Raw genomic sequence first — 22,852 nt, 5'->3', positions numbered from 1 at the left:
GTGAACTCCTTTCTTACCAAATGCTATTCTTCGTAACTCTCTTCGCCAAACCATTCACCGTAACCAGTAAGACCAGATTGATCAGTGAGTTGAACAGCCCTACCGCAGTTGCAAAACTATAGTTGGCATTCAACAGGCCCACTCGGTAGACATAAGTAGCAATGATTTCAGAATTAGCCAGATTGAGTGGATTCTGTAACAGGTAGACTTTCTCAAAGCCAATCGCCATGACATTTCCGACATTCAGGATCAAAATAATGACAATGGTTGGCACCAGCCCTGGCAGATCCACGTGACGAATTTTTTGAAAACGCGAGGCTCCATCGACTTTGGCCGCTTCGTACAATGTGGGGTCGATTCCGGCAAGTGCTGCCAAATAAATAACCGCACTGTAGCCCGCAGTCTGCCAAATGTCGGACCAGACGTAGATCGAACGGAACATACCCGGCTCACCCAGAAAATTCACGGAATCCAGCCCAATGAAATTCATGGCGATGTTCACAAATCCAAGCCGTGGTGCCAGGAACAGCATAATCATGGACACCATTACGACCGTTGAGATGAAATAGGGTGCAAAAGATACGAGCTGCACGAACTTCTTAAACTTGGCTCCGCGTACCTCGTTAATCATGAGTGCGAGCACAATCGGAATCGGAAATCCGGCCAACACTAAATAACCGCTAAGCAGAATGGTGTTCTTCACCAGGGTCCAGAATAATGGGTTCTCAAAGAACAGACGAAAGTTTTGAAAACCAACCCAATCACTTCCCCATATTCCCTTGATGACGTTATAGTCCTTAAAGGCAAGGACCGCATTGATCATCGGATAATACTTGAAGATGAGAAAAAATAGCAAGGGCGGAATCACCAGCAGATGTAACTGCCAGTGCTTCATCATTCTTTTGCGGGCATTGGTCAGAAAACCAGGTCCCTTCAGCTGTGTTGATGTCTTGTGATTCAATACGATTTCCTTCTCCAGAACAATCCCCCCTGACCAGCTGTCTGTGGTGCGTAAATTATGATAGCGCTTTCTCGAATCTGATCATAGTCGATTTGATTGTCCCATAAACAGGTACACCTGCGCCGTTAAACGTACAGTTATCCCGTTTTTGGGGGCACAGATCCGCAGAAGGACGGGCATTTTTCCATTACGGTGCCGTATTCGCAAAAAAAAGACCGCATTGTCCAGAACACGGACAACACAGCCTAAAGATCTTCCTTTCTTTTAATCGTCAACCGATTGTCTGTACACACTGGGCGAAACGCCATTCAATCGTTTGAAGGCTCTCCTGAAAGAGTGAGAACTATTGTAACCTACCCGTGACGCAATCTCGTCCACCGTATAATTACTCTCTTTTAGCAGAATCACTGCTTGATCCATCCGGACTTTGATGAGGTGGTCAGAGAAATTGACACCCGTAAACTCTTTGAATAATTGGGAAATGTATTTTTCGGGCCGCTCCACATGCTCTGCCACCCGATACAAGGTCAGCTCTGTATCTGAATACATCCGTGCAGTGTATTCCTTGATCTGTTTAATGATTTGAATATGGGCATCTTTCTTTTTGTTCGTAATCAGTGCGCACAGTTCTTCCATGATTTCATAAAACTCGGCCTTTATCGATTCAAGCGGCTCGGAAGAACCAATATCAATGACTCGCCGTTTTACATTCTCGATGGAGGCGTATTCCGTAAATGCCTTTTGATCCAGCAGCTTGAGAAAGGTCCCCTTCATTTCTCCGACAAGTTGATGCTTCATTTCCATGGACAATTCCCTTTGCTCCACGTTCTGCACAATGATTGCATCGACAATCCGTTTAGCCTCTTCACGTTCTCCTGCACGGATCGTTCCAATCAGTCGCTGCTCCGAATCCAGCGGGTAATAATAGGTTGTATTTTCGGTTTGGGCCTCCTTGTTCCACATCATTCCTTTTTTGTTCATGTAGACTGCATACTCCAGCGCCTGATTCGCCTGATCAAAGGAAATACTCACCTCTGTTACCGATGTGAAGAGATTTCCGAATCCTGACTGGATGGTGATTCTGTATTCATTGAACACATATTGTGTCAGATTTTCCATGGTGTGCGTGATCTCTTCCTTTTCACGATCCATTCCGGATTCGTTCTCTCTGGAAAAGAACAGAATGACCACTTTATCTGAGCCCATGTCCGTCATCAGGACATCTCCACCAAGTTCAGCCACAGCCTGCTTCAACAACAGTCGGGAGGCACTCAGTTCATTTAGGATCTCAACGCTATCCATACTGGCATAACCCTTAATCTGGACAATTCCTGCATATCCCTTGCCTTGATACAAATGAATATCAGCCTGTTCGGCGGCGGAAAGAATCTCATCCCGCGATTTGAATTCGCCGGAAATCAATCGCTTCAAGAAGGCATCCCTGACCAGTGGGAGCTGGCGATTCAATTCGGATTCGAGCAGCTTGTTCTTGGTAAGCATATCAGCGATATTTCCACTCAAAAAATCAAATTCATTTTTGGGAGCCGATTCATCCTTCCCGAACTGTTCTTTCATGACGCTTAGCAGTCGATTGATTGGGGCGCTGTTGCGATAGGCCAGCACGAGTCCAACAATAAGTCCGATGAGCAGTGTGCCGCCGGTAATCAGCAGCGTCATCCCCTTGATCCTGTTTGCATTCTCCATCAGGACATGACGGGGAATGCCCGCCTGGTAAACCCATCCATTCTTATCGGATCTTGTAGTGATCACGAGATCATCCCCATAGAACTGGCTAACTCTACTTGGGTCAAAATGAGAGTCAGAGGCCATTTTCACCATCTCGGGCTCGGTGCTCCCTTGCAGCGCAATGGTATTGCCCTCTGCATCACTGATATGAACCCAACCACCGTATCGCTCATTCAGGCTGGACAGCAGGCTGAGAATGATTTTCTCGTCAATAATGACAACCGCGACAGCGGGTGATGAATCATTGAAGCTGTCCAGAGGCAATGACTGCATATATGTGATTACGGTAGTCTGCTTTCCCCTGCTGACATAGGAGCTGAGCGGTTTAATTTCACTCCGGTGGGTCTTCTCCAACACATCCTTCATCCATTTTTCCAACGAAAGATCGTTATAACGGAAATTATCGTAATAATGATTTGGTCTGTAAGAAGAGCCCGGGGTGAGAATCAGATTGTAATTGGCAAGATAGATATAATAATTTTGCAGAAAATCATTTGTCTGTCCAAAGGTCAACACATTCTCCATCGTTCTCCATATCCCATATACGTTTGTTTCGTTGTCCCTTTCATTCATCAGAACGTTCAATTCCTGATTAACCGCAAGCTGTCGGGTGAAACCTTCCACTTCCGCCATACGGCGCTCCAATATTTCCTGGCTTTTCTGCAGTTGGGTAACGCTGTTCTCAATGGAGATGGATTGTGTCACGGAAATTGAAGTCAGATAAGACATATAACCGCCAATGCTGGGTATCACCAAAATGATCACGTAGGAAATTAAAAATTTACGAAAAACACTGGAATATTTAATGGGTAACCCTCCTCCCCCTCCTTGAGGTATTGGTAGCGTTATCAAAGATAATAATATTTGTCGGCTTAGTCAATTGTTTTATCTCATTCTACAATTGTTATTCATTCAGAAATGAATAAAAGGCAATGATACAAGCCTGTTATCACTGCTTTTTTCAACATTTCCGAAGTTCTCCATTCTGTGATGATGCACGACTCCAATAGCTCGTTTTTCTGTACAACAGGCATCCTTTTCCATGACTTCTTATCACTCAGAAAAAAGGGGCCAACATGGCCCCTAATCCTGTTTCACATCATTTATTCTTCTGGTCTCCCCCATCTATCAGGGACTTTGCGACCTGATCCACCGAAGCCCCTTCGATATCACCGAAGGCCCAATGCGTGGAAGGAACATCTTTCCACTGTGGGTGTGTAACGTCAGTGAGCGGCGTTCTCCCTAAAACTCGGTTGATGGCAACGACTGCTTCTGCTCTTGTCAGTAAAGCATTCGGTCTAAAGGTTCCATCCCTGTAGCCTTTCAGGATGCCTGCACTTTGCGCTTTCAAAATAGCTTCTTTGGCCCAGTGACTGCTGATATCTGAGAAACCGTCACCTAAAGGCTCGGAAGCCGGACCCAGAAGGGCCACAAGAGTGGCCATCTCCGCACGAGTCAAGGGCTGATTTGGCTTAAACGTACCATCCTCGTAGCCACTCATCAGCCCCATCTTGCTTACCTTAGCAATGGCGTCTGCTCCCCAAAATTCAGATTTAACGTCACTGAATGCAACAGCAGATCCCTTGACTTCTTTCGCAGATACCAGTGCCAGTATGGTTGCCATCTCCGCACGGGTGAGTTTGTTATCTGGCTTGAACAAACCGCCCGGATACCCTTGAATATACGCCTTGTACAGAATATCTTGACCACCCTCTGTTCCTGTTGTCCCGTCAGTTGTTCCGGATTCAGGAGTTGGCGCTGGCACAGAAGTGTCTGAAGGCTGCACGACTGGAGTCGATGGTCCGCCTGAATTCGATGGTCCGCCTGGATTGGATGGCCCACCTGGATTCGACGGATTCGACGGATTCGTTGGTTCACCGTTTCCGATTCCAGTAGGGACAGTAAATTTCAGTTGATCGGCCAGCATAAGATCACCGGATTTCTTCACAGCTTTGAGTGTATGCTGACCTTTTGACAGTCCTGAGATGCTGTAAATCTCCTGCATCATTAACCGGCTCGGACTGTATGCATTCACGGTTTGTTTCAGCTGTCCATCGACATAGATATCCACTTCTCCCTGCTCCGGTCCCGTAGGTGTAATCAAGCTTATACCGGTCCCTTTGAAGGTGTATTCGAAGAAATCTCCATTCGCCGTCGCCGAATGTACGTCATTGAGGTAATCACCACCGAAGGAAAAACTGAGATTCAACGTTCCAACGGGCTGGGCAGCAAGATACGTTTTGCTCAGTGTAACGTGATCTCCATTAACTGTATAATCAGTGCCCCGAATCAATTCATTAGAGCCGTTGGTAATACCCTTGAAGCTTTCCACCTGTTTCAGCAGCGTGACATCAATATCAGCCTGAGCGGAAGTTGATTTGTCAAAGCTCGCATTCACCGGATTAATCATATTCGGAAGCTCAACCTTAAGCATATCAAGTAGCATGAATCTACCTGATTTCTTGACGGCCTTCAGCGTATGCTGCCCATCCGGCAGACCCGAGATGCTGTACAGATTCTGCTGTGCCAACCGTCCGTTGCGATAAGCACTGACCGTTTCCTTGAACTGACCGTCCACATAGATATCCATATCCCCTTGTGACTGGTCTACCTCCGTGAACAACTGGATCCCTGTACCTCGGAAGATATACTCAAAGGAATCACCATTTGTCTCGGTATATTGTACATCATCCTTATAGTCGCCCATTCCTCTGCCAGTGCTGCGGGACCATGAGCCATTGTATTTCATTGCCGGGTCGTCGTTATTGATCAGTACATAACGAATGCCTGTTGTATCATTGACCTTAACTCTAAGAGTCTGCGGATCACCAGCGCTGAAATTGACGGTCAAGTCATTTGCCCCTATAGGCAGTTGGGTGAGATATTCTTTCTTGATGTTCAGTTTGTCATCGACCACCGTATAGTCGTCTTCATTAAGCTGCACCCCATCATTTTCAATACTGATCAGTGTATTTCCATTCAATGACAGCGTGACAGCAATATCCTTCTGTTGTTCTGTGGCCTTGTCAAAGTCAACAGAAGCCGGACTAATCGTGCTGTTCTGCCCTCCTGTGGGAATTTCCGTTGTTACTCTAAGTGCATCCAGCAGCATATATTGGCCCGATTTTTTGACCACCTTCAAGGTATGCGAACCACTATCCAGTTCGGCAGCACGATACAGCACCTGTTGGACTTCTCGTTCACCACTGGTATAAGCGTTTACCGTTTCAGGCGTTCCATTGTCGAGTGTAACAATCATGTCTCCCAGTCCTTGATCCTTCTCCGTCAGCAGGTCAATGCCTGTTCCAGTAAAGGTATATTCAAAATAATCGCCGTCGGTTTCAGTAAAATGTACATCTCCTTTGTAATCCCCGAAACTTCTGCCGGTATTTGGACTCCATGAACCCGTGTATTGAATATGGCTGTCATCATCATTAATGTAAACCACATCGGTAACGGCAGCAGCATCCATTGAAACCGCATTTGCAGCATTTTCTACATTCGTGATTGGGTCCACTTCTGCTTCCAAGTCAACTCCTTGCTGCGTATTCGCAGAGTCTGTGGTCGAGGAATCCGTAATGGCGATGCTTAGATCCTGTCTGCCATCGATTTGCTCCTTGCCCCCGTTACGCTTCCAATCCCCACTATAACGCATGCCCGTGTCATCATCATTAACGGCCGATGTGCCGCTCACGGCAGTTACTTTAAGCATTCGGGAAGCATGGGGTTCCAACACGCCGCCACTAAATTCCGTATTAAAAGTTCCCAATTCGGAATGGCTCCAAAGATCTCGGACCAAAGCCGGACCTTCGAGGCCAAGATCGCTCCATTTCACTTTCACCTCTGCACTCCGGTTGCCCAGATTGAACAGAGCTACGCTGTACGTACCATCTCCGTTATTGGCATACCATACCTGCTGTTTGGTGTCCATGGAAACCGGATGGGCTGGACGTCCGGCCTGATTGACCGCAATGACTTCATCATTCGTAAGCAGCTCCAGTCCATAGCTGTCCAACCTGGTCAGATCATTACCTGAATAAAGCGGTGCTGAAGAGATTGCCCAGAACGTGGTAGCGGTCTTCCGCTCGTCCCTGGTCAGACCATCCATCGAGCCATTCCCGACATTCAGGGAATCAAAGTCGTTCCAACCCCCTGGACCTGCATCGCGCCACCAGATGGCAGCGATGGGGAATAAACGTGAAATGCTCGACCATTCCGTTAAGCCCTTACTGCTGTCGTAGGCTTCAACATCCCAGTCGATTCTCCAACCGTTCGCATACTTTTTCCAGAAATCCACGTAATTATGGTCGAGCGCCCAGGAAAGCTCAAACCAGATGTTATTTCTGTCCAGGGCTTTGGACCACGCCTCCACATCACCGCGTGCATCCCGACTCAAGTTATTGATTCCCGATCCCGGAGTTACACTGTCGAATTTGACAAAGTTAATGCCCCACTCGCCCAGAAGATCGGCAATGGAATCCACATACTTCTGTGCGCATGGGTTCGTAAAATCGATTTTGTACGTGTACGAATCCCAAGCATCCATAACAACGAGCGGCTTTACCGCGATATCCTGCATACGACATGCTCCACCCGTCCCATAAACCTCAAGATTTTTGTTATAGGCGGTGATTGATAATCCCGGGATCAGATAGATCCCGATCTTCTGCCCGTTATTATGGACATAATCAATGACCTCCTGAAATCCGTTCGGATAAAGAACAGTACTCGGAATAGGACGGCCATATTCATCCTCGTCCCCGTTCCAGCCAGCATCAATATTAATGTATTCATAGCCATGGGCCTGCAGCTTCTCACGCATGGCATCTGATTGCTTCTTAATGCTCTCGGCCGATGTCCAGTTACCCGCCCCGTCATACACCTGCATGCTGTAGCTGCTCCAGCCCATATACGGCTTTTGGGCGAGACTTTTATCTGCTGCTTGTGCCACATTACCTCTCGTCCCCATCATCCCGAACTGCACTGCCGCAATCACGAATACCATAAAACACATTGCCATCCTTTTTCCGATTCGTTTCAAATTATCCCTACCCCCTCTGAATTTGGTCATTCAAATCATGGTTGATAGCGCTTCCATACGAGAAAAGAATAGTGGATGCCTGAGGCACAGAATAGGTACAATTCGGTATTTTACGTACAAATAACCTGAATTAAAGGGGCAAACCGTCGCAGAACGAACATCTTTCCATTACTGGATAAATAAACAAAGGAAAACCTACTAAAAACGTAAACCAACAAAAAAAGGTTCCTGATGGCACAAATGCCATTCTAGGAACCTTTTTCACCTTACATATGATGCGGTCGAGAGGACTCGAACCTCCACGGGGGTAAGCCCACACGGACCTGAACCGTGCGCGTCTGCCAATTCCGCCACGACCGCGTATCTCATATCTCCGAGATATTATATCGCGGCGACAAGAAATAATATATCATGTGGAATAATATGTGTCAACAAAAAAAAAATTTTTTCATTCTATATTTAAAGCTGTATTCATCCATCATTTCATGTAAAACAAAAAACCAAGGCCAACACAGTTAACAAGCACTGTATTACCCTTGGTTTTGTTTGGATATTAAGTATGAGTCAAATTATTGTTATTGTTTATTTTATGATTCTGATTGAAATTGATGAAAAGCGTGAAAGAACTATATCTTGGAAGGCCAGTTACCGTACCAAGCATATCCGCCTCTTCTTTCCTTATCGATTTCGCTAAGCTTGTATTTCACAACCCCATCACGTCCTACGAAGATCGGTCTATCTGTTCCAATTTCGTAAAAACGAGCCCAAATGGGCGCTGCACCTGAATCAGCAACGAGTTTACTATCCCCGTTTTCTCTGACATATTTGTACCCTGTAATTTTCACTTTGTTGAACCAGGTTTCTGCCGCTTCGATTGAAGCTGTAATTTTTGAGTTTGACGGTCTTGTTTTCAAAAACTTCACAATCGTACTGCTCTCTCCAGCACTGAGAGAAGGCACTTCGTAAATTCTTGCTCCTGCAGGTTTAAGGGAACTGGAATCATGTTGCTGTCCCCATGCAGTCAGTTTGCCATTAGCGACAACCTGTGTATTCAGAATAGCGTCTACTCCTTTGGCAACTGATTTTTTACTGCGATCCGCAAGAGAGCTGTCGATGAATGAGAAGTCACCTTTGCGTGCACCTACTTCATCCAGCATGTACATGACATTAATCATGGCATCATCGTTGAAGGTGATGTGCTTGTGATAACCTGAGCTCTGGTATACTTGCGGCCATCCGCCATTGGAATATTGCATGTTTAGTAGAAAGTTGATTCCTTTGATGGCAGCAGCCGAATACCGCGGGTCATTAGTCTTCTTAAATTCCTTTGCTAATCTTCTGATTTCTGAGTATGTAGCTTTGTTATCAATCGTGGATTTTGCCCACTCGCCGCTTGTTTCCTTATAATCTTTCTTCCATCCTCCGTCAGCACGCTGATTTTTCAAGATATCAGCAATACTCGCTGTCGTTCCCGAGGCGTCTGCAGCAGATACCTTCGCAACTGGCTGATATACTATTCCAATAACAGACAGAACCATTGTACAAGCCATAACAAAGGATGCAAACCTTACTTTTGATTTAAACATCAGATTAGAACACCTCTCCCGATTCATTTTATGCAAACTGTTTCCCTGATCCTACCCTCCTTATATTTGATTATAAAATCAAACTTTTTCTTTTTATCCAATATGTGGATTGGATAAAACCATTCTATGCAAAACAATGAATTATGTCAATATTCACAACAACATGTAACAACTACTTTGATTCCTGTTAGTGTTATCCAAACCCTTGCGAAAAAGCAATTCATTGTCCAGTTTCTATCCATTTGAAACAGTTGTTACTTTTTTGTCATAGGTTAGATACGCACTTCCGAGTTTTTTCTACATGGAAAGCTGGAATTCCGTTAACATTGAGGTACTAAGAAGGGATTAAAACCCGTTTGACATTTTCGCATTTATGCAATATAGTTTCAAAAGGTTACAAAAACTTAATTATTCATTTGCCGAGTTTCATGTTTGAAAACGGGGGAACCATTTTGGGTGAATTATTCTTATACATAGGAAATATAGGGAACCTTCTACCGAACCCTTAGCTAACTCCGTAGGCATCGAAGGGAGAACATTGATTTTGAAAAAACTTATTATCTCCATTTTTGGAGCAGCAGTTCTATTTACATCCGGTGCAGCAAGCACAGAGGCAAGCAGTATTAACACCGTCGTTAACAACATGACTGGCATACCTTACAAATGGGGCGGCACGACAATGGCTGGATTTGATTGCTCTGGATTTATGAGATATATTTTCAACAAATATAGCATTGAATTACCACGCACTTCCCAGCAACAAGCTAAGGCCGGAACTCCGGTATCCAAAGCAAATCTGCGTACAGGTGACCTGGTATTCTTTAATACGATGGGCAACGGCATTTCACATACGGGTGTATATATCGGTGGCGGACAGTTCGCTCACGCTTCAAGCAGCAAGGGTGTCAGCATCACCCAATTATCCACCCCTTACTTCCACGATCGTTATGTAACAGCACGCCGGGTAACAGGGCAGTTTATGTATAATAAGATGCTTGGCAAAATATAAGTTGAACACGAAAGGGCTTCGGTTATTACCGAAGCCTTTTCTTTGTCTACATTGATTTTCTACAAATGCATAGGCATGATGTTATAATCAGGCTGCAATACATCTTTTTTAATGCAAGGCCTTCTGGACTCTCATCGCACCCTGTGACAGCGCATGACCGCCGCCTACGGCTCCAGCTACAGCAACCGTCTCCATAATCTCCTGGTCGGTCGCTCCTTTGGCACGGGCCTCTTCCGCATGGTAAAACGTACACACCTCATTGTTGGCGAACAATCCGATGCCCAGTGCAATCAGCTGTTTGGTCTTGGCATCCATCGCTCCTGCCTGAAAGCATTCTCCTGTGAACTCATGATAAGACTTCACCACGGAAGGCAGCACGTCGCTTAATTCTCCAATCTGGTCCTTATAGGCATGAACCTTATCATTCATTAGTGTCAAGGTTACCGCACATCCTCTCGGCTGATATGTTACAAGCTCTCACTGTACCTATCTTCTCTCCCGAGAGGTGCAATTATGCCAAATCATCCATGGTAAATGAACCTAAAAAGGCATGTCCTATTCTTCGAGCAGGCTCTTGCGTGGTTCGCTGAATAATTGATACCGATAATTCCGGTCGAGTTTGACCACACGACGATTCTGACGGCGAATGAGCACCTGCTCCCCGTCCCAGGCTACGACAATGCCCGTCACATCATTCGACTGAATCTCGTCTCGTACCACTCTTACTTTTTCACCCGATAAACGCAGTGCATCCAATTCTTCATCACTGATCATATTCCCGGCGCCTACTTTCCAAAAAATTATTTACAAAAAGAGACCTAAATGAAAAGTCATTTAGGTCTCACGTGACTGTATTGGACTGTCATGTCATTCGAAAGTATGTCCCGACTGAAAGTTACCGCTGCGCGTGCTCTTTGCTGTCGTTCTTCTCAAACCAAAAATCAAGCACTTTGGCGGACATCACACGTTCTTCAAGGTACTCCACTTGATGCGGTGTAAATTGTTCTTTCCAAGAGAAGGACAACTCTTCGCACAAGCCTACAATCGTCAGCAATTCTGACCAGGCAACGTAGCGTTTGTACCAGAAAAATTGAGGATGTTCAATCATATAGGGATAAAGGTCATCGAATTCCGTATGTTTACAATCCAGGGCACGTTCAAAATGAACTTTCGATTCCGCCAGCTTATCAATAAAAAATTGTTCTGTTGCCGGTTGGTTCCCCATGGTGTTGCCTCCTCTCCCTAACATAACCCCATTATAAATGAAATCGGCGGTCATGCAAAGGCATTGTTCAAAAATTAGGCCCTATTCCTTTAAAATGTCACATTTCATTATCATCAAATTGCACGGTACCGTCATTCAGTGAACGAATGCGTACCAACGCTTCAACCGGGATGCCCTGTTCTCGAATGGTACGTGCTCCGGCCTGAAAACATTTCTCGACCACGACACCGAATCCAACCAGTTCCGCACCCGAACGTTCAATAATTTTGATGACACCACGAGCGGCATCTCCATTGGCAATGATATCGTCAATGAACAAAATACGGTCATTCTCATGAATGTATTCGCGGGATACCATGATATCCGTTACGATTCCTTTAGTAAAGGAAGGTACTCTTTCACAGTAGGCGTCGGGGTCAGCCTAGAAAAGTGTTTTTTTGCGACGGGCAAATACCAGCGGAACACCCAGCTCATAGGCAGCAGCAAAGGCGACCGGAATCCCGGAAGACTCCACTGTAAGGACCCGGGTTACACCACTTTCTCGGAAACGAGCAGCAAACTCACGCCCCATCTCCATTGTCAATTCAGGATCAATCTGATGATTTAGCAGACCATCCAGCTTAAGCACCTGATCCGAGATGACTACACCTTCTTGTAAAATTCGTTGTTTCAATACTTCCATTATTTGACCTCCCAAGCCTATCCTATGACGTAAAAGTATCATATATCTGGCTATCAGTTCAAGCGAAATTGACTATCCCCTTGTCCGGAGCATGCAAATGACCCCAAAGATGCACATCGATTGTCATGACTTTGATGGGTCAAGCATACCTTGTACCATGGCACCCGCATGTCCAAACTATTCAGGGGCCTGAGAGGGGAAGCGCATGAAACAGGCATTTCGGGTGCTGCAGATCGCATTTACATACATTGGAACGGTCGTAGGGGCCGGCTTCGCTACAGGTCAGGAGATATTGCAGTTTTTTACCCAGTATGGCAAATGGGCCACCATGACCATCGGCTTATCCACCATGCTATTTGTCTGGTTAGGTACGAAAATGATGCTGATTGCTCACGATACAGGCTCACGTTCTTATGAAGATCTCAACAAGCATTTGTTCGGTCAGAAAGCAGGAAAATGGATTACGTGGGTTACCCTCCTGATTCTCATTGGAGTAAACAGTGTCATGCTGGCTGGAGCCGGTTCTGTCTTTGTAGAACATCTGGGTATGCATTACCAGACCGGTCTGATTGTGACGCTTATCGGTACATATCTGCTGCTTGGACGGGGTATCCAGGCCATTCTGCAAATGAACAGCATCGTGGTACCGATGATGCTGCTGCTCTCCCTGCTTATGATTACAAGCACCATACATCATCCCGGCGCAGACCGATTTATTACGTTAACCACTGACAGTCATCCAATCCAGGTCTGGTTATCTCCCCTGTTGTATAGTTCATTCAACCTGGCACTTGCCCAGGCCGTACTCGTTCCGGTAGGGAATCAGATTCGCAGCCGGAAGGTTCTGAAATGGGGCGGTGTTCTGGGCGGGATAGGGGTAGGATTCATGCTGATGGCCGCCCACTTCGCCATGTCGGCACAGATGCCTGGTATCATTCAGTTTGAGATTCCAATGGGCAGTATTGCCTTTCAGCTTGGATGGGTAGTGCAATCTGTGTATGTATCTCTGATTTTCATGGAAATCTTCAGTACGTTTGTAGCCGACATTTATGGAATGACCCTCCAACTCAGACAGCATATCGAAGTACATCCCAAAATAATCACACTGGCCATCATGCTGTTATGTTATTCGCTCAGCCAGTTTGGTTTCAGTTCCCTGCTCTCTATCCTTTACCCCATTTTCGGAAGTTTGGCACTGATCTGGGGGGCAAAATTGATAATGGATCGATGGGGGAGCTTTCGCGGACGCAACAAAAATCTGTAAATAACACATCCTGATGATACGGAAGGAAATTTTCCTAAATATATCAAAAGCCGCTGTTCGCACAGCGGCTTCTTTCTTTCCCCCCAGCGCTTAGCCCTGGCTCGGAAATTGCAAATATATTTTTTTAAGTTCATTGACCGATCTGCCCAAAGAATAATGAGTCTTGGCCTTCTCACATGCTGAGCGGGCCAGCTCATAACGGTACGCCGGGTCAAGCATAACCTTCTCCAGCGCTTCTGCCAATGCAAACGGATCTTCTGAGGGTACCAGCAAGCCATTACTGCCATTCTCGATCTGCTCAGGGATACCGCCAACATCTGTACCTACAAGGGCGAGACAGCTAAGAGCCGCTTCAGCAAAAACAGACCCAAACGCCTCTGCCCGCGAAGGAAGAACGAAGATATCAAAGAAAGGCATGAATTCCTCAGGGTGAAGCGTGTATCCGTAAAAAATAGTTTCATTATAAATGCCCAGCCGCTGGGCCAACTCTTCCAAATCTGGACGTATCGGTCCATCTCCGATAATATGAAGCACGTAATCATGTCCCCGAGCTTTCAGCTCGGCACAGGCTTTGAACAGAATATCCAGCCCTTTCGCCGGAACTAGCCGACATACAGTGACCAGTTGTGGAATAGCATTGTCATGAGGAATCGGCTTAAACCGTTTCTCATCAAATCCATTCGGTATTACACCGATGACATCGGGATGCTGCACATAAGGTACCAGATAACGACGGAAAGAATCCGACACGGTCAACAGACGCTCTGCCTGATGCTCCAGTTCACCATAGATGGCTAACAGGAATTGATGCTCCGGTCCGTCCGGCTCAATGCGTCCATTCAGAATCAGCTCTCGCTCATAACTGGAGTGGATCGTTTGAATGAGGGGAACATCCGGGAAAACGTTCTTCATCGCGAGTCCGGCTATAGGGTGATGGGCATGAATCAGATCGTAAGGCTTCTGAATACGCAGCTTGGTCCACCACAAATAATCCCGGTAGGTTTGCATATATTTTTGCACGACAGGACTGTCCTGATACTGTGTCCAATCGAACGTCTCGAACTGGATATCTTCTCTGCCCTTGTTACGAATTCGCTTCGGCAACGAGAACAGATCCATCTCCCACCTCGGGGTTGTAAACCTCTCTTGCATATAAGGAATCATAGAGGATACACCTCCGGGCTGCTCCGGAGGAAAGAAAAGCGCCTGCAGCAATCTCACCGTTAGTTTCCCCCTTTCTTGCATAAGTCTTTCAGTACATCTTCAATGAAGATAAGTCTCTCCTATATATTATGACATATGGAGGCTTGAACATCTATAATTCGTTGGAGGTGACCCATCCGCCTGATCATTTTCCCGACTCCCTTTTTGACTATGCGTTTATCTTTTTTCTGGGTTCAATCGTAGGTCAACAAACGCAGGTATCTAGTATGGCAGCTTGGACATTACACCGCTCAGAGATTGAAGCTTGCAGCCTGCAATCCTTAAGTCGTATATACAGCATATTCGAGTGAAGCTTGACTAAGAAGCGGGAACAATCATTAACCAGCTAACCAGGGTTGACTGCTTTTTCATATGTACTGAATCCGCCTACCTCCGCGACGAAGGTATAGCCATTGCGGGCGTAAAAAGCATTCAATGTGGCATTGTCTGCTCCACAATCCAATCGAACGATGTGTTTATCCTCGAATTGGATGCCGCTGCTGGACCATTGCAAAATCGCACGTCCCAATCCACCTTGAGCATACTTCCTGCGAATCGCTAATCGGTGCAAATAAAGTGCACCATCCCCGGGATGCGCTTTGCTTCCCCACAGATGTGCATCCCACGCGCTGGGCTGACTCATCAAAATGACCATGCCAGCTATGTCAGAACTCTTCTTAAATACAAATACGTCTCCACGCAGAATTGCCTCTGCCGTATTATGGGAATCCTCACCTTTTAACAATGCGTTCCATTGGGAAGACCCTTGACTCCGCAGCCATTCGGCGGTTTCCATGAGCAGAGATCTTACCTCTTCCGTGTCTTCCGGCCGAGCCTGTACTGCTTTAAATTCATCATTAATGTAATCGGTACGGATCCTGAATGAATGCTTCATAATTCTCCTCCACTTCCCAGGTCTCTCTTAAACTAATGGTACTATACCGGGAAATGACTTTTTCGTCAAAACGTAAACAAAAAAGGCAAGAGGCTGCTGCCTCTTACCCATCAATCTTCGCTTCATCAATAATTTCATTTCGATATAACATCGTAAGATGTAAAGTATCAAATTCAAGCTCTTTGTCAAGCTCGCGCATCAGAACTTCCACCAGACTCTTCCGCTGAGCGCTTGTACCAGGGAACTGATACTCCATATAGCCTGATAAATCCGCATGAGAGGTGTCAATTGTTGCCGTACCGACAGGTAACCCTCCGCGTTCCTGAAGAAACAGTTCATATACCCGGAACTCCCGATCTTTGCGTGCTAACATCACATAACAAGCTTCTTCAGCTGCTTCAATCTCATCGAGATCTCCTTCATCCTGCACCTCAAAGTCATCTGCAAAATCCCGGTGCACCCATTCCACGGAGTCCAGCTCATACCCTTGATGCCACATGCGAATCGTAATTGTATCGATAGTTTCTTCATCCAGTTCCCGGATCAGCAGTTCTGCTGCTGCATCCTGATAACTCTCCGAAGGTTCATCGTACCAGTGTATCTCGCCCTGCACATCAGCACCATATTGTTTCAAAGATGCTTCGGCGAGCTCTTGTCCACTAGCGTCATTGAATAGATAGGTGGATATGCTTCGTCCGGCACTTACCATCTCCATCTCCAACATATGTCCCGGGTCTTCATATGTAAATGATTCGGCTTGTGAACCGGGTAACACATGTACTTCACTTGACTTAAACCGATCATTTTCTCGATCGTTGTAATACAAGCCTTCGGAATGCGACGACTCATTTAGTCCATCTGTGTGGGAATCTGGCTTCTGTAACACAGAATATAATGTACCGCAGCTTACAAGCACCTCATATTCTGCAGCGCTTACCGCATCCGCGAGAGAGCGAATATATTGGTGTACCTGCTCTACAATCACATGTTCTGTCTCGTCAGATAGCGAATCTTGTTCCATTTGAAGACTACCGGACACCCGATCCCCTTCCCTGAACACAAGCAGGAGCGAACCCGCATATTGACCATCCACCATAATATCCTGCACTTCGCCACCTGATGTACGAAGATCAGGAATCAGCTCTATTTTCAGTTTCATGTACCTGTCCCCCTCAGTTCCTAACGTTATTCTGTTAGGTTACCCTTGAAAGCGAGAGTTTATAAGGTACAACATCTTTTCAGATTCAAGAATGCTATCATTGGACGGATAACACATATTTTTGAATAGCATGTGCCACACCCTGTTCATTGTTCGAAAGCGTAACTTCATCCGCAGCTGCTTTGACTTCCTCCGGGGAATTGTCCATGGCTACCCCTTTACCTGCAAAAGTTAACATGGTGATATCATTGTAGTAATTACCCACTGCCATAATCTCGGAAGGAAGGATTCCCTTTGCCTCAGCCAGTCTTTTTAGCGCTGCACCTTTGGAAGCCTCGGGGTGCATCAGATCAATGAAAAAGTCACCGCTGCGCGTCATATAATAAGGCAGGTTCCAGGTTGACCACTCCTGTTGCACCGCATTCATCTGCTCGATGGGTCCAAACGCCGTGAATTTGGCAAGCGGCTCTGTCATATCCGCCCATTGCGGGAGCTTCAGCGGCTCTGCCATAAAGTTCTGATACATCTCGCGCACCTGCAGCTCCAAGCCTTCCGGCTGATCCACATAGAGGCCAAACGCCGTGTTAATATCGAAATGCACGCCCTGCGTGCGGCAGTAAGAAATGAAAGGCTCAAGTCCTTGTCCATCCATCGCAAAATGGTGTACTACTTCACGAGTCTGCACCTGTGCAGTTACTGCCCCATTATGTGTAATGACATATCCGTCAAGTCCCATCTGCTCCATAAACGGAATTGTATTCGCCGGGCCTCTGCCTGAACACAGGACAATCTCTGCTCCCTGCCGGGAAGCACGTATTAAAGTCTCTTGCGTCATTTCGGTTAGTTCATGATGATCATTAAGCAACGTTCCATCTACATCCAGTGCGATTAATTTGATTGTCATTGTCTTCATTCCTTATCTGTAAAAGAGTCGCACCCACCCAAACCCTCCCTTCCGAGGGAGGGCCCCAGAGGGCTCTGCCCTCTGGACTCCCGCCTCGTTAACCGGCGGCTGGTGGGATCTTACTATGTGACGGTCGGTGTGGGAGCGCTTGGTTGCCAGGTCCTCCGCTTGACAGCGGCGGTCCCGCCCAAGCTTAAGCGGGACCCTTGCGGGCAGGGCTTCGCCCCCTGCCCGGCTCCCTGCTCCGCTTCGCGAAGGACGGGAGCTGGTGCGCCTCTGGCGCCGAGGGCAGGGCTTTGCCCACTGCCCGAGCTCCCTGCTCCGCTTCGCGAAGGACGGGAGCTGGTGCGCCTCTGGCGCGGAGGGCAGGGCTTTGCCCACTGCCCGGCTCCCTGCTCCGCTTCGCGAAGGGCGGGAGCTGTTATTTCCGCAGAAGATTTAACTCGTCTGCGGTTAACTCGCGATAGCTGCCAATATCCAGATTGGCATCCAGCTTCAGTTCACCCATGGCTACACGTTTCAAATAAACCACACGTTTGCCAACGGCCTGGAACATTCTTTTTACCTGGTGGAACTTGCCCTCATGAATGATTAGTGAAATGGAAGAGAACACGCCCTCTTCGGTCTCCTCACGATGAAGTACAGTCAGCTCCGCAGGCAATGTCTCATACCCATCATCCAGCTGAATGCCGTCTTTGAATCGTTCAATATCTTCCTCATCAACATTCCCCAGTACACGGGCTTCATATGTCTTGGGCACATGTTTACGCGGAGATAACAGATCATGAGCAAGTGGACCGTCATTGGTTAGAATAAGCAAGCCCTCCGTATCCTTATCAAGTCGTCCCACAGGGAACGGATTGAAGACACGATCCTCTTTGCGCAGCAGATCAATCACCGTTTTATCCCGGTTATCTTCAGTTGCGGACACCACGCCAGGCGGTTTATGCAGCATCAGGTAGATCATCTCCCGATAAACAACCCGCTCACCGTCCGCTTCAATTACGTTTACATCAGGATTGACCTGCACGCCGCTATCTTTTACCGGCTTCCCATCCACATAAATTCTGCCCTGCTTCACCATCTTTTTGAGTTCACTTCGTGATCCTACACCCATATGGCTCAATATTTTATCCAGACGGAGCGTTGACTTGCCTTTTCCACTCATACCGATGTCCACCTCCAGCCTGCCGGATATTCATTCTTCAGTACACCATCCAGCCATTTCCCCCAGCCCACAGCGAAACCATCCACACATACCAGGACATAGCCTTTGGCGGCTGTACCCGTGTTGCGTTTAACACGTGCTTCTTCGATGTTCAACGTCTCGCCTTTGAGATACCTCACCGCTTCGCCGTCAGTCGAAGACAGATTTACGGATCGCAGAGCCTCCGCTGCATTCAAAGCGCATGCCAGCGGGTGAGATGGGACAAATCGTCCATTTTTCAAGGTACCCATAAACCACCCTGGACGTATCACCTTAAGCCCTTCCAGGCGGACAGCACCCACAGAAGATTGATACACCCGATCGCCGTAAAAGACCGTTTCTCCAGCAGTATCCATCTCCAGATTATCTCGTAAAAATGACGTGTACACTGCTCCTGGATCGAAACTTGATTGATCGGCTCCTCGTGCCTGACTCCGTCCGTTTTTGCGGCCACCACGTTCGTTTTCTTTGCCCTGTTTTCCCTGTGCCTTACCACTGCGGGCATGTCTGTCATTACGTTCTCTGGATTCGGTTCTCATGAGACGTTCCCTTTTACGCTCTTCTTTACTGATTGATGCAGATACACGGATGGATTGATCTACCGATTCAATCGAATTGATAACGTCCCCATCTGCTGCCTGTCCAGTCTGTAACGCCCTGCTTTCTTCTTGACCCCCGTTATCTTCACTGAGAGATTCAGCACGATGCTTCAATATAGCAACATAATGCCCCTCTCCCTCCAACAGGTGAGGCCACAACCTTGCCGTTCCACGAGTCTGGTCCAGAACGGATTCTGTCTTCCGTACGGTCTCGGGCAGCATCTGACGGACCCATTCGGGTCTCCCTGGGGCAAATCCGGCACTTTCCGGGATGTCTTTTACTATGAATTCTGGATTGATGTTCAGAAATTCCGCGATCATCGCTTCATTTTCCTCCGGTGCAAACGTACATGTGGAATATACAATTGTTCCCCCAGGAGCCAGTAACCTGGCGGCAGTCTCCAGAATATCGCGCTGCATGAGCACACATTTTTCAACAGAATGATGTTCCCAGGATTTCACCATGTCCACATCTTTGCGGAACATGCCCTCCCCAGAGCAAGGCGCATCGATTAACACTTTATCAAAATAATGAGGAAATGCGTTCGCAATCCGTTCCGGGGATTCATTCAATACAACAGCATTGCGTACCCCATACAATTCCACGTTTTTGGCGAGGGCTTTCGTTCGTTCCGCATGGATATCATTCGTAACGAGTACACCTTTTCCCTGAAGCTTGGCCGCGATCTGGGTTGTTTTCCCGCCAGGAGCTGCGCACAAATCAAGCACACGTTCCCCGGGCTGTACATCCAATAATTCAACCGGGGCCATGGCACTTGGCTCCTGAATATAATACAAACCCGCATGATAATAAGGATGTAAACCCGGCTTAACTCCGTGAGGCACATAAAAACCCGTTCCGCACCACGGAATGGGTCTCATATCGAATGGAGCAATTTCTTCGAATTGTTCCATTGATATTTTTAACGTATTCACTCTCAGTCCCGCATGTGGAGACTGTTCATAAGATTTCATAAATGGTTCAAACTCATCGCCTAACAAGCTTTTCATTCGCTCGGCAAATATCGAAGGCAGCTGTACAGCCATAATCGCACTCATCCTGTCTTGTTAAAATTGCAACTTGCTCTATGTTATCATATCCAGGCATGGCTTTCCTATTGATTCATACATATTCCACTACAGCGTGTAATGTAGTATAATGGCAAGTAGATTGATGGATGTGCAAAAATACGGGTGTTTATGCATATTATCCCATCCTGTGTTTTTGCCAAACTATATTTCGATATGATCGATGGGGGATGTCTTAATGAAATCCAAGAAGAAAAAGAAAAGCGCTGCAATCCTTATTTTCCTGGGTATTTTCGTTGTATTGATTGCAGCACTTGTCCTGGTGAATCAGCAATCCAAGAAACAAATGGACGCCGTGGGGAATGCTTATGGCATCGCCGCTTCCAAACTTAATCCCGCAACACGCGAATTGCTGGACGATCCGAACTACCAACAAATTATTTTGCCTGATGATCTAAAAGCCAGAATTGATAACAAAGACAGCTTCTTTGTATATTTCTTTGCCTCCGATTGCTCACACTGCCGTGCAACAACACCTCAGCTAATGCCGCTGGTCGATGAGGAAGGCATTCAACTGCCTCAGTTCAATCTGCGCGAATTTGATTCCGGTTGGTCAGACTATAACATTGAATACACACCGACTCTGGTATACTATCAGGATGGTGTAGAGAAAGATCGCATGGTTGGCGGGTTGCAGGAAAATGGCAGTGACAACGGTTATACACTGGATGACTACAAGCAATTTTTCGAGAAATATAAAGGCAGTACTACTCCGTCGGCAAGCTAATCGTTTACCCCATCGTGGATGTGATGGACCCTCAGGAATCATATTGCCCTTTCATGGACAAGCTCTGGAATCATTCCAAAACGTATTGATGTCATTTAATATCGAACACCCCGACGCTCCTCTATAGGAACAGTCGGGGTGTTTTTTTATAGATTATATGTCTGACATATGTTAATGATGAAGTGGATGATGACTTTCCATTATATGCTTACTCGCTCTGCATGTTCTGTTCCTGCTGTAACGCCTTCATCTTCTCTTCATAGATTCGTCCACGTGTAGGACTTCGACGTTGGGGAATATTGGGCTTCAGTTCAAGAGCTCGTTCTCGAACCTTCTGTACCAGTTCCTCATCCTCAATCCGAATGTACAGGTCTCTGTAAGGAAATTTCTGTGGCTCAGGACCCGAAAGTCCATGAACCAACTCCTGTACTTCTTGCACTAACGGTCTTAGAGCAATACCTCGCGAAGTTTCCGGATATGACTTTAACAGATCTACCGAACTCTGTAACATCATGCGTCCTCCGCGAAGATTAGCATTTCTGAAATGGTAAAGCCCCACTGCAATCTGCAATAGCCCTTTGTACATCGAATCCCGATCCCGCTCAAGCCATAGTTCTTCCAAAACCTCATGGCACTCAAAATAGTCCTGATCGCGATTAAAATAGATCAGATAGTCAATATACAGCGGCTCATAGCGGCTCATCCGGGTTTTCGCCCTTTCTGGCTGCATTCAGAAGTGCTTTCACATCATCCAGCAGGTCTTTCAGGCCTTCCATATCATGACGCTCCCAGCAATCATTGAAACGTTTCTGTGCTTCAATCGCTTCGTTCACAAGATGATAGAAATACAACTGATGTATGATGTTCAGTGTTCTTGACACAATGTTGGAATCATCCTCAAAGGCCTTCTGTGCCTCCAGAATCTGCAGACGGATCGCCGACATCTCATTATCGAGTACAAAAGCGGCCTCTGCCGTTTTTTTCAATCTTGCCCGCATGTCATCCGGCAGACTCTCCCGGAACTTGTAACTCAGGGAGTGCTCAATTGTGGCCCAGAAGTTCATCGCCAGCGTCCGAATCTGTATCTCGGCCAGCACGTTCTTCTGTCCAAGTGCCGTCTGAACAGGATACTCAATAATCATATGAAAACTGCGGTAGCCGCTCTCTTTGAAGTTGGTGATATAATCCTTCTCGATTAATACCGTCAAATCCTTGCGCCCACGTATATACTCGGCTACCCGACGAATGTCATCCACAAACTGGCACATAATGCGGATACCTGCAATATCCTCAATACCCGTTTCTACCTGATCAAGCGGCACATTCAGGCGTCTGGATTTCTCCAGAATACTGGATATTTTTTTGACACGACCGGTAACGAACTCGATCGGGGCGTATTCTTCCCTTTTCTTAAGCTCCGCCCGCATCGTTTTAAACTTGACTTTCAATTCCTCTACCGCTTGTTCATAAGGAAGTAAAAATGTACCCCAGTCTCTACCGTCCATGCTCATGCCTCCTGTCTCTATAGCTTCCCCTGTTCCTATCCATTATACAT

The 22,852-nt window shown here is 46.7% G+C and carries 19 protein-coding genes, 1 tRNA gene, 1 pseudogene and 1 riboswitch; of the genes and pseudogenes, 4 read left to right on the top strand and 17 right to left on the bottom strand.

From position 1 onward, the window contains the following. Window positions 1-13 precede the first annotated feature (13 nt). From JNUCC31_RS26170 to pelA, 5 genes are all read right to left on the bottom strand, one after another. Window positions 14-898: an ABC transporter permease gene (locus JNUCC31_RS26170; protein ID WP_192273345.1), complete on the bottom strand. Its 885-nt coding sequence runs from the start codon at window positions 896-898 to the stop codon at window positions 14-16. A 327-nt stretch (window positions 899-1,225) separates the two neighbouring features. Further along, window positions 1,226-3,412 carry a helix-turn-helix domain-containing protein gene (locus tag JNUCC31_RS26165; RefSeq protein WP_228469251.1) on the bottom strand — a complete coding sequence of 729 codons (2,187 nt, stop codon included), beginning with the start codon at window positions 3,410-3,412 and terminating at the stop codon, window positions 1,226-1,228. A gap of 394 nt (window positions 3,413-3,806) precedes the next feature. Further along, window positions 3,807-7,748 (bottom strand): X2-like carbohydrate binding domain-containing protein, encoded by a 3,942-nt coding sequence (locus tag JNUCC31_RS26160; protein ID WP_228469250.1) that lies wholly within the window; start codon window positions 7,746-7,748, stop codon window positions 3,807-3,809. Between the two features lie 276 nt (window positions 7,749-8,024). Continuing rightward, window positions 8,025-8,108 (bottom strand) — tRNA-Leu (locus JNUCC31_RS26155). A gap of 266 nt (window positions 8,109-8,374) precedes the next feature. After that, the gene (pelA, locus tag JNUCC31_RS26150; protein WP_192265995.1) at window positions 8,375-9,334 is read right to left on the bottom strand and encodes a pectate lyase; all 960 of its coding nucleotides are present in this window, start codon (window positions 9,332-9,334) and stop codon (window positions 8,375-8,377) included. Window positions 9,335-9,741: 407 nt separating this feature from the next. Then, window positions 9,742-9,873: riboswitch (cyclic di-AMP (ydaO/yuaA leader) on the top strand. 5 nt (window positions 9,874-9,878) lie between these two features. Here pelA and JNUCC31_RS26145 point away from each other — a divergent pair. Further along, the gene (locus JNUCC31_RS26145) at window positions 9,879-10,343 is read left to right on the top strand and encodes a C40 family peptidase (protein ID WP_192265993.1); all 465 of its coding nucleotides are present in this window, start codon (window positions 9,879-9,881) and stop codon (window positions 10,341-10,343) included. Window positions 10,344-10,451: 108 nt separating this feature from the next. On the opposite strand, the gene JNUCC31_RS26140 is transcribed toward JNUCC31_RS26145, so the two are convergent. From JNUCC31_RS26140 to JNUCC31_RS26125, 4 genes and pseudogenes are all read right to left on the bottom strand, one after another. After that, window positions 10,452-10,781: a carboxymuconolactone decarboxylase family protein gene (locus tag JNUCC31_RS26140; protein WP_192265990.1), complete on the bottom strand. Its 330-nt coding sequence runs from the start codon at window positions 10,779-10,781 to the stop codon at window positions 10,452-10,454. Between the two features lie 117 nt (window positions 10,782-10,898). Beyond that, the gene (locus JNUCC31_RS26135; RefSeq protein WP_192265988.1) at window positions 10,899-11,117 is read right to left on the bottom strand and encodes a hypothetical protein; all 219 of its coding nucleotides are present in this window, start codon (window positions 11,115-11,117) and stop codon (window positions 10,899-10,901) included. Between the two features lie 121 nt (window positions 11,118-11,238). Further along, the gene (locus tag JNUCC31_RS26130; protein WP_024629266.1) at window positions 11,239-11,568 is read right to left on the bottom strand and encodes a hypothetical protein; all 330 of its coding nucleotides are present in this window, start codon (window positions 11,566-11,568) and stop codon (window positions 11,239-11,241) included. A 97-nt stretch (window positions 11,569-11,665) separates the two neighbouring features. Further along, window positions 11,666-12,250 (bottom strand): annotated as a pseudogene (locus JNUCC31_RS26125) (xanthine phosphoribosyltransferase). Between the two features lie 205 nt (window positions 12,251-12,455). Here JNUCC31_RS26125 and JNUCC31_RS26120 point away from each other — a divergent pair. Next, window positions 12,456-13,514 (top strand): YkvI family membrane protein, encoded by a 1,059-nt coding sequence (locus tag JNUCC31_RS26120; RefSeq protein ID WP_192265986.1) that lies wholly within the window; start codon window positions 12,456-12,458, stop codon window positions 13,512-13,514. A gap of 90 nt (window positions 13,515-13,604) precedes the next feature. Here JNUCC31_RS26120 and JNUCC31_RS26115 read toward each other — a convergent pair whose 3' ends face one another. Beyond that, on the bottom strand, window positions 13,605-14,735 hold the full coding sequence (locus tag JNUCC31_RS26115) for a glycosyltransferase family 4 protein (protein ID WP_192265985.1): 1,131 nt from the start codon (window positions 14,733-14,735) through the stop codon (window positions 13,605-13,607). A gap of 86 nt (window positions 14,736-14,821) precedes the next feature. On the opposite strand from JNUCC31_RS26115, the gene JNUCC31_RS33565 reads away from it, so the two are divergent. Next, window positions 14,822-15,028, top strand: coding sequence for a hypothetical protein (locus JNUCC31_RS33565; RefSeq protein ID WP_228469249.1), 207 nt, complete (start codon window positions 14,822-14,824; stop codon window positions 15,026-15,028). 35 nt (window positions 15,029-15,063) lie between these two features. On the opposite strand, the gene JNUCC31_RS26110 is transcribed toward JNUCC31_RS33565, so the two are convergent. The 5 genes from JNUCC31_RS26110 to JNUCC31_RS26090 form a co-directional block, all read right to left on the bottom strand. Beyond that, the gene (locus tag JNUCC31_RS26110) at window positions 15,064-15,612 is read right to left on the bottom strand and encodes a GNAT family N-acetyltransferase (RefSeq protein ID WP_192265983.1); all 549 of its coding nucleotides are present in this window, start codon (window positions 15,610-15,612) and stop codon (window positions 15,064-15,066) included. A gap of 103 nt (window positions 15,613-15,715) precedes the next feature. After that, window positions 15,716-16,771, bottom strand: a complete 1,056-nt coding sequence (locus tag JNUCC31_RS26105; RefSeq protein WP_192265981.1) for a hypothetical protein — start codon at window positions 16,769-16,771, stop codon at window positions 15,716-15,718. A gap of 97 nt (window positions 16,772-16,868) precedes the next feature. Next, on the bottom strand, window positions 16,869-17,675 hold the full coding sequence (locus tag JNUCC31_RS26100; RefSeq protein ID WP_192265980.1) for a Cof-type HAD-IIB family hydrolase: 807 nt from the start codon (window positions 17,673-17,675) through the stop codon (window positions 16,869-16,871). A gap of 421 nt (window positions 17,676-18,096) precedes the next feature. Continuing rightward, a complete protein-coding gene (locus tag JNUCC31_RS26095; protein ID WP_192265978.1) occupies window positions 18,097-18,843 on the bottom strand; it encodes a pseudouridine synthase in 747 nt (248 codons plus the stop codon). Continuing rightward, window positions 18,840-20,528 (bottom strand): RsmB/NOP family class I SAM-dependent RNA methyltransferase, encoded by a 1,689-nt coding sequence (locus JNUCC31_RS26090; RefSeq protein WP_192265976.1) that lies wholly within the window; start codon window positions 20,526-20,528, stop codon window positions 18,840-18,842. The genes JNUCC31_RS26095 and JNUCC31_RS26090 overlap by 4 nt, the downstream gene beginning before the upstream one ends. Window positions 20,529-20,748: 220 nt before the next feature. Between JNUCC31_RS26090 and JNUCC31_RS26085 the strand changes: the two genes are divergently transcribed. Beyond that, complete coding sequence (locus tag JNUCC31_RS26085) at window positions 20,749-21,297, top strand: thioredoxin family protein (protein WP_192265975.1); 549 nt, start codon at window positions 20,749-20,751, stop codon at window positions 21,295-21,297. 208 nt (window positions 21,298-21,505) lie between these two features. Here JNUCC31_RS26085 and JNUCC31_RS26080 read toward each other — a convergent pair whose 3' ends face one another. Together JNUCC31_RS26080 and yjbM are read right to left on the bottom strand one after the other, a co-directional pair. After that, window positions 21,506-22,000 carry a DUF309 domain-containing protein gene (locus JNUCC31_RS26080; protein WP_192265973.1) on the bottom strand — a complete coding sequence of 165 codons (495 nt, stop codon included), beginning with the start codon at window positions 21,998-22,000 and terminating at the stop codon, window positions 21,506-21,508. Beyond that, a complete protein-coding gene (gene yjbM, locus JNUCC31_RS26075) occupies window positions 21,987-22,802 on the bottom strand; it encodes a GTP diphosphokinase (RefSeq protein ID WP_192265972.1) in 816 nt (271 codons plus the stop codon). The genes JNUCC31_RS26080 and yjbM overlap by 14 nt, the downstream gene beginning before the upstream one ends. Between the last annotated feature and the right edge of the window lie 50 nt (window positions 22,803-22,852).

Origin of the sequence: Paenibacillus sp. JNUCC-31 (assembly GCF_014844075.1) — a bacterium.
Taxonomy (GTDB): domain Bacteria; phylum Bacillota; class Bacilli; order Paenibacillales; family Paenibacillaceae; genus Paenibacillus.
The sequence above is the reverse complement of the archived record's forward strand: the minus strand, read 5'-3'. Positions and strand labels throughout refer to the sequence as shown.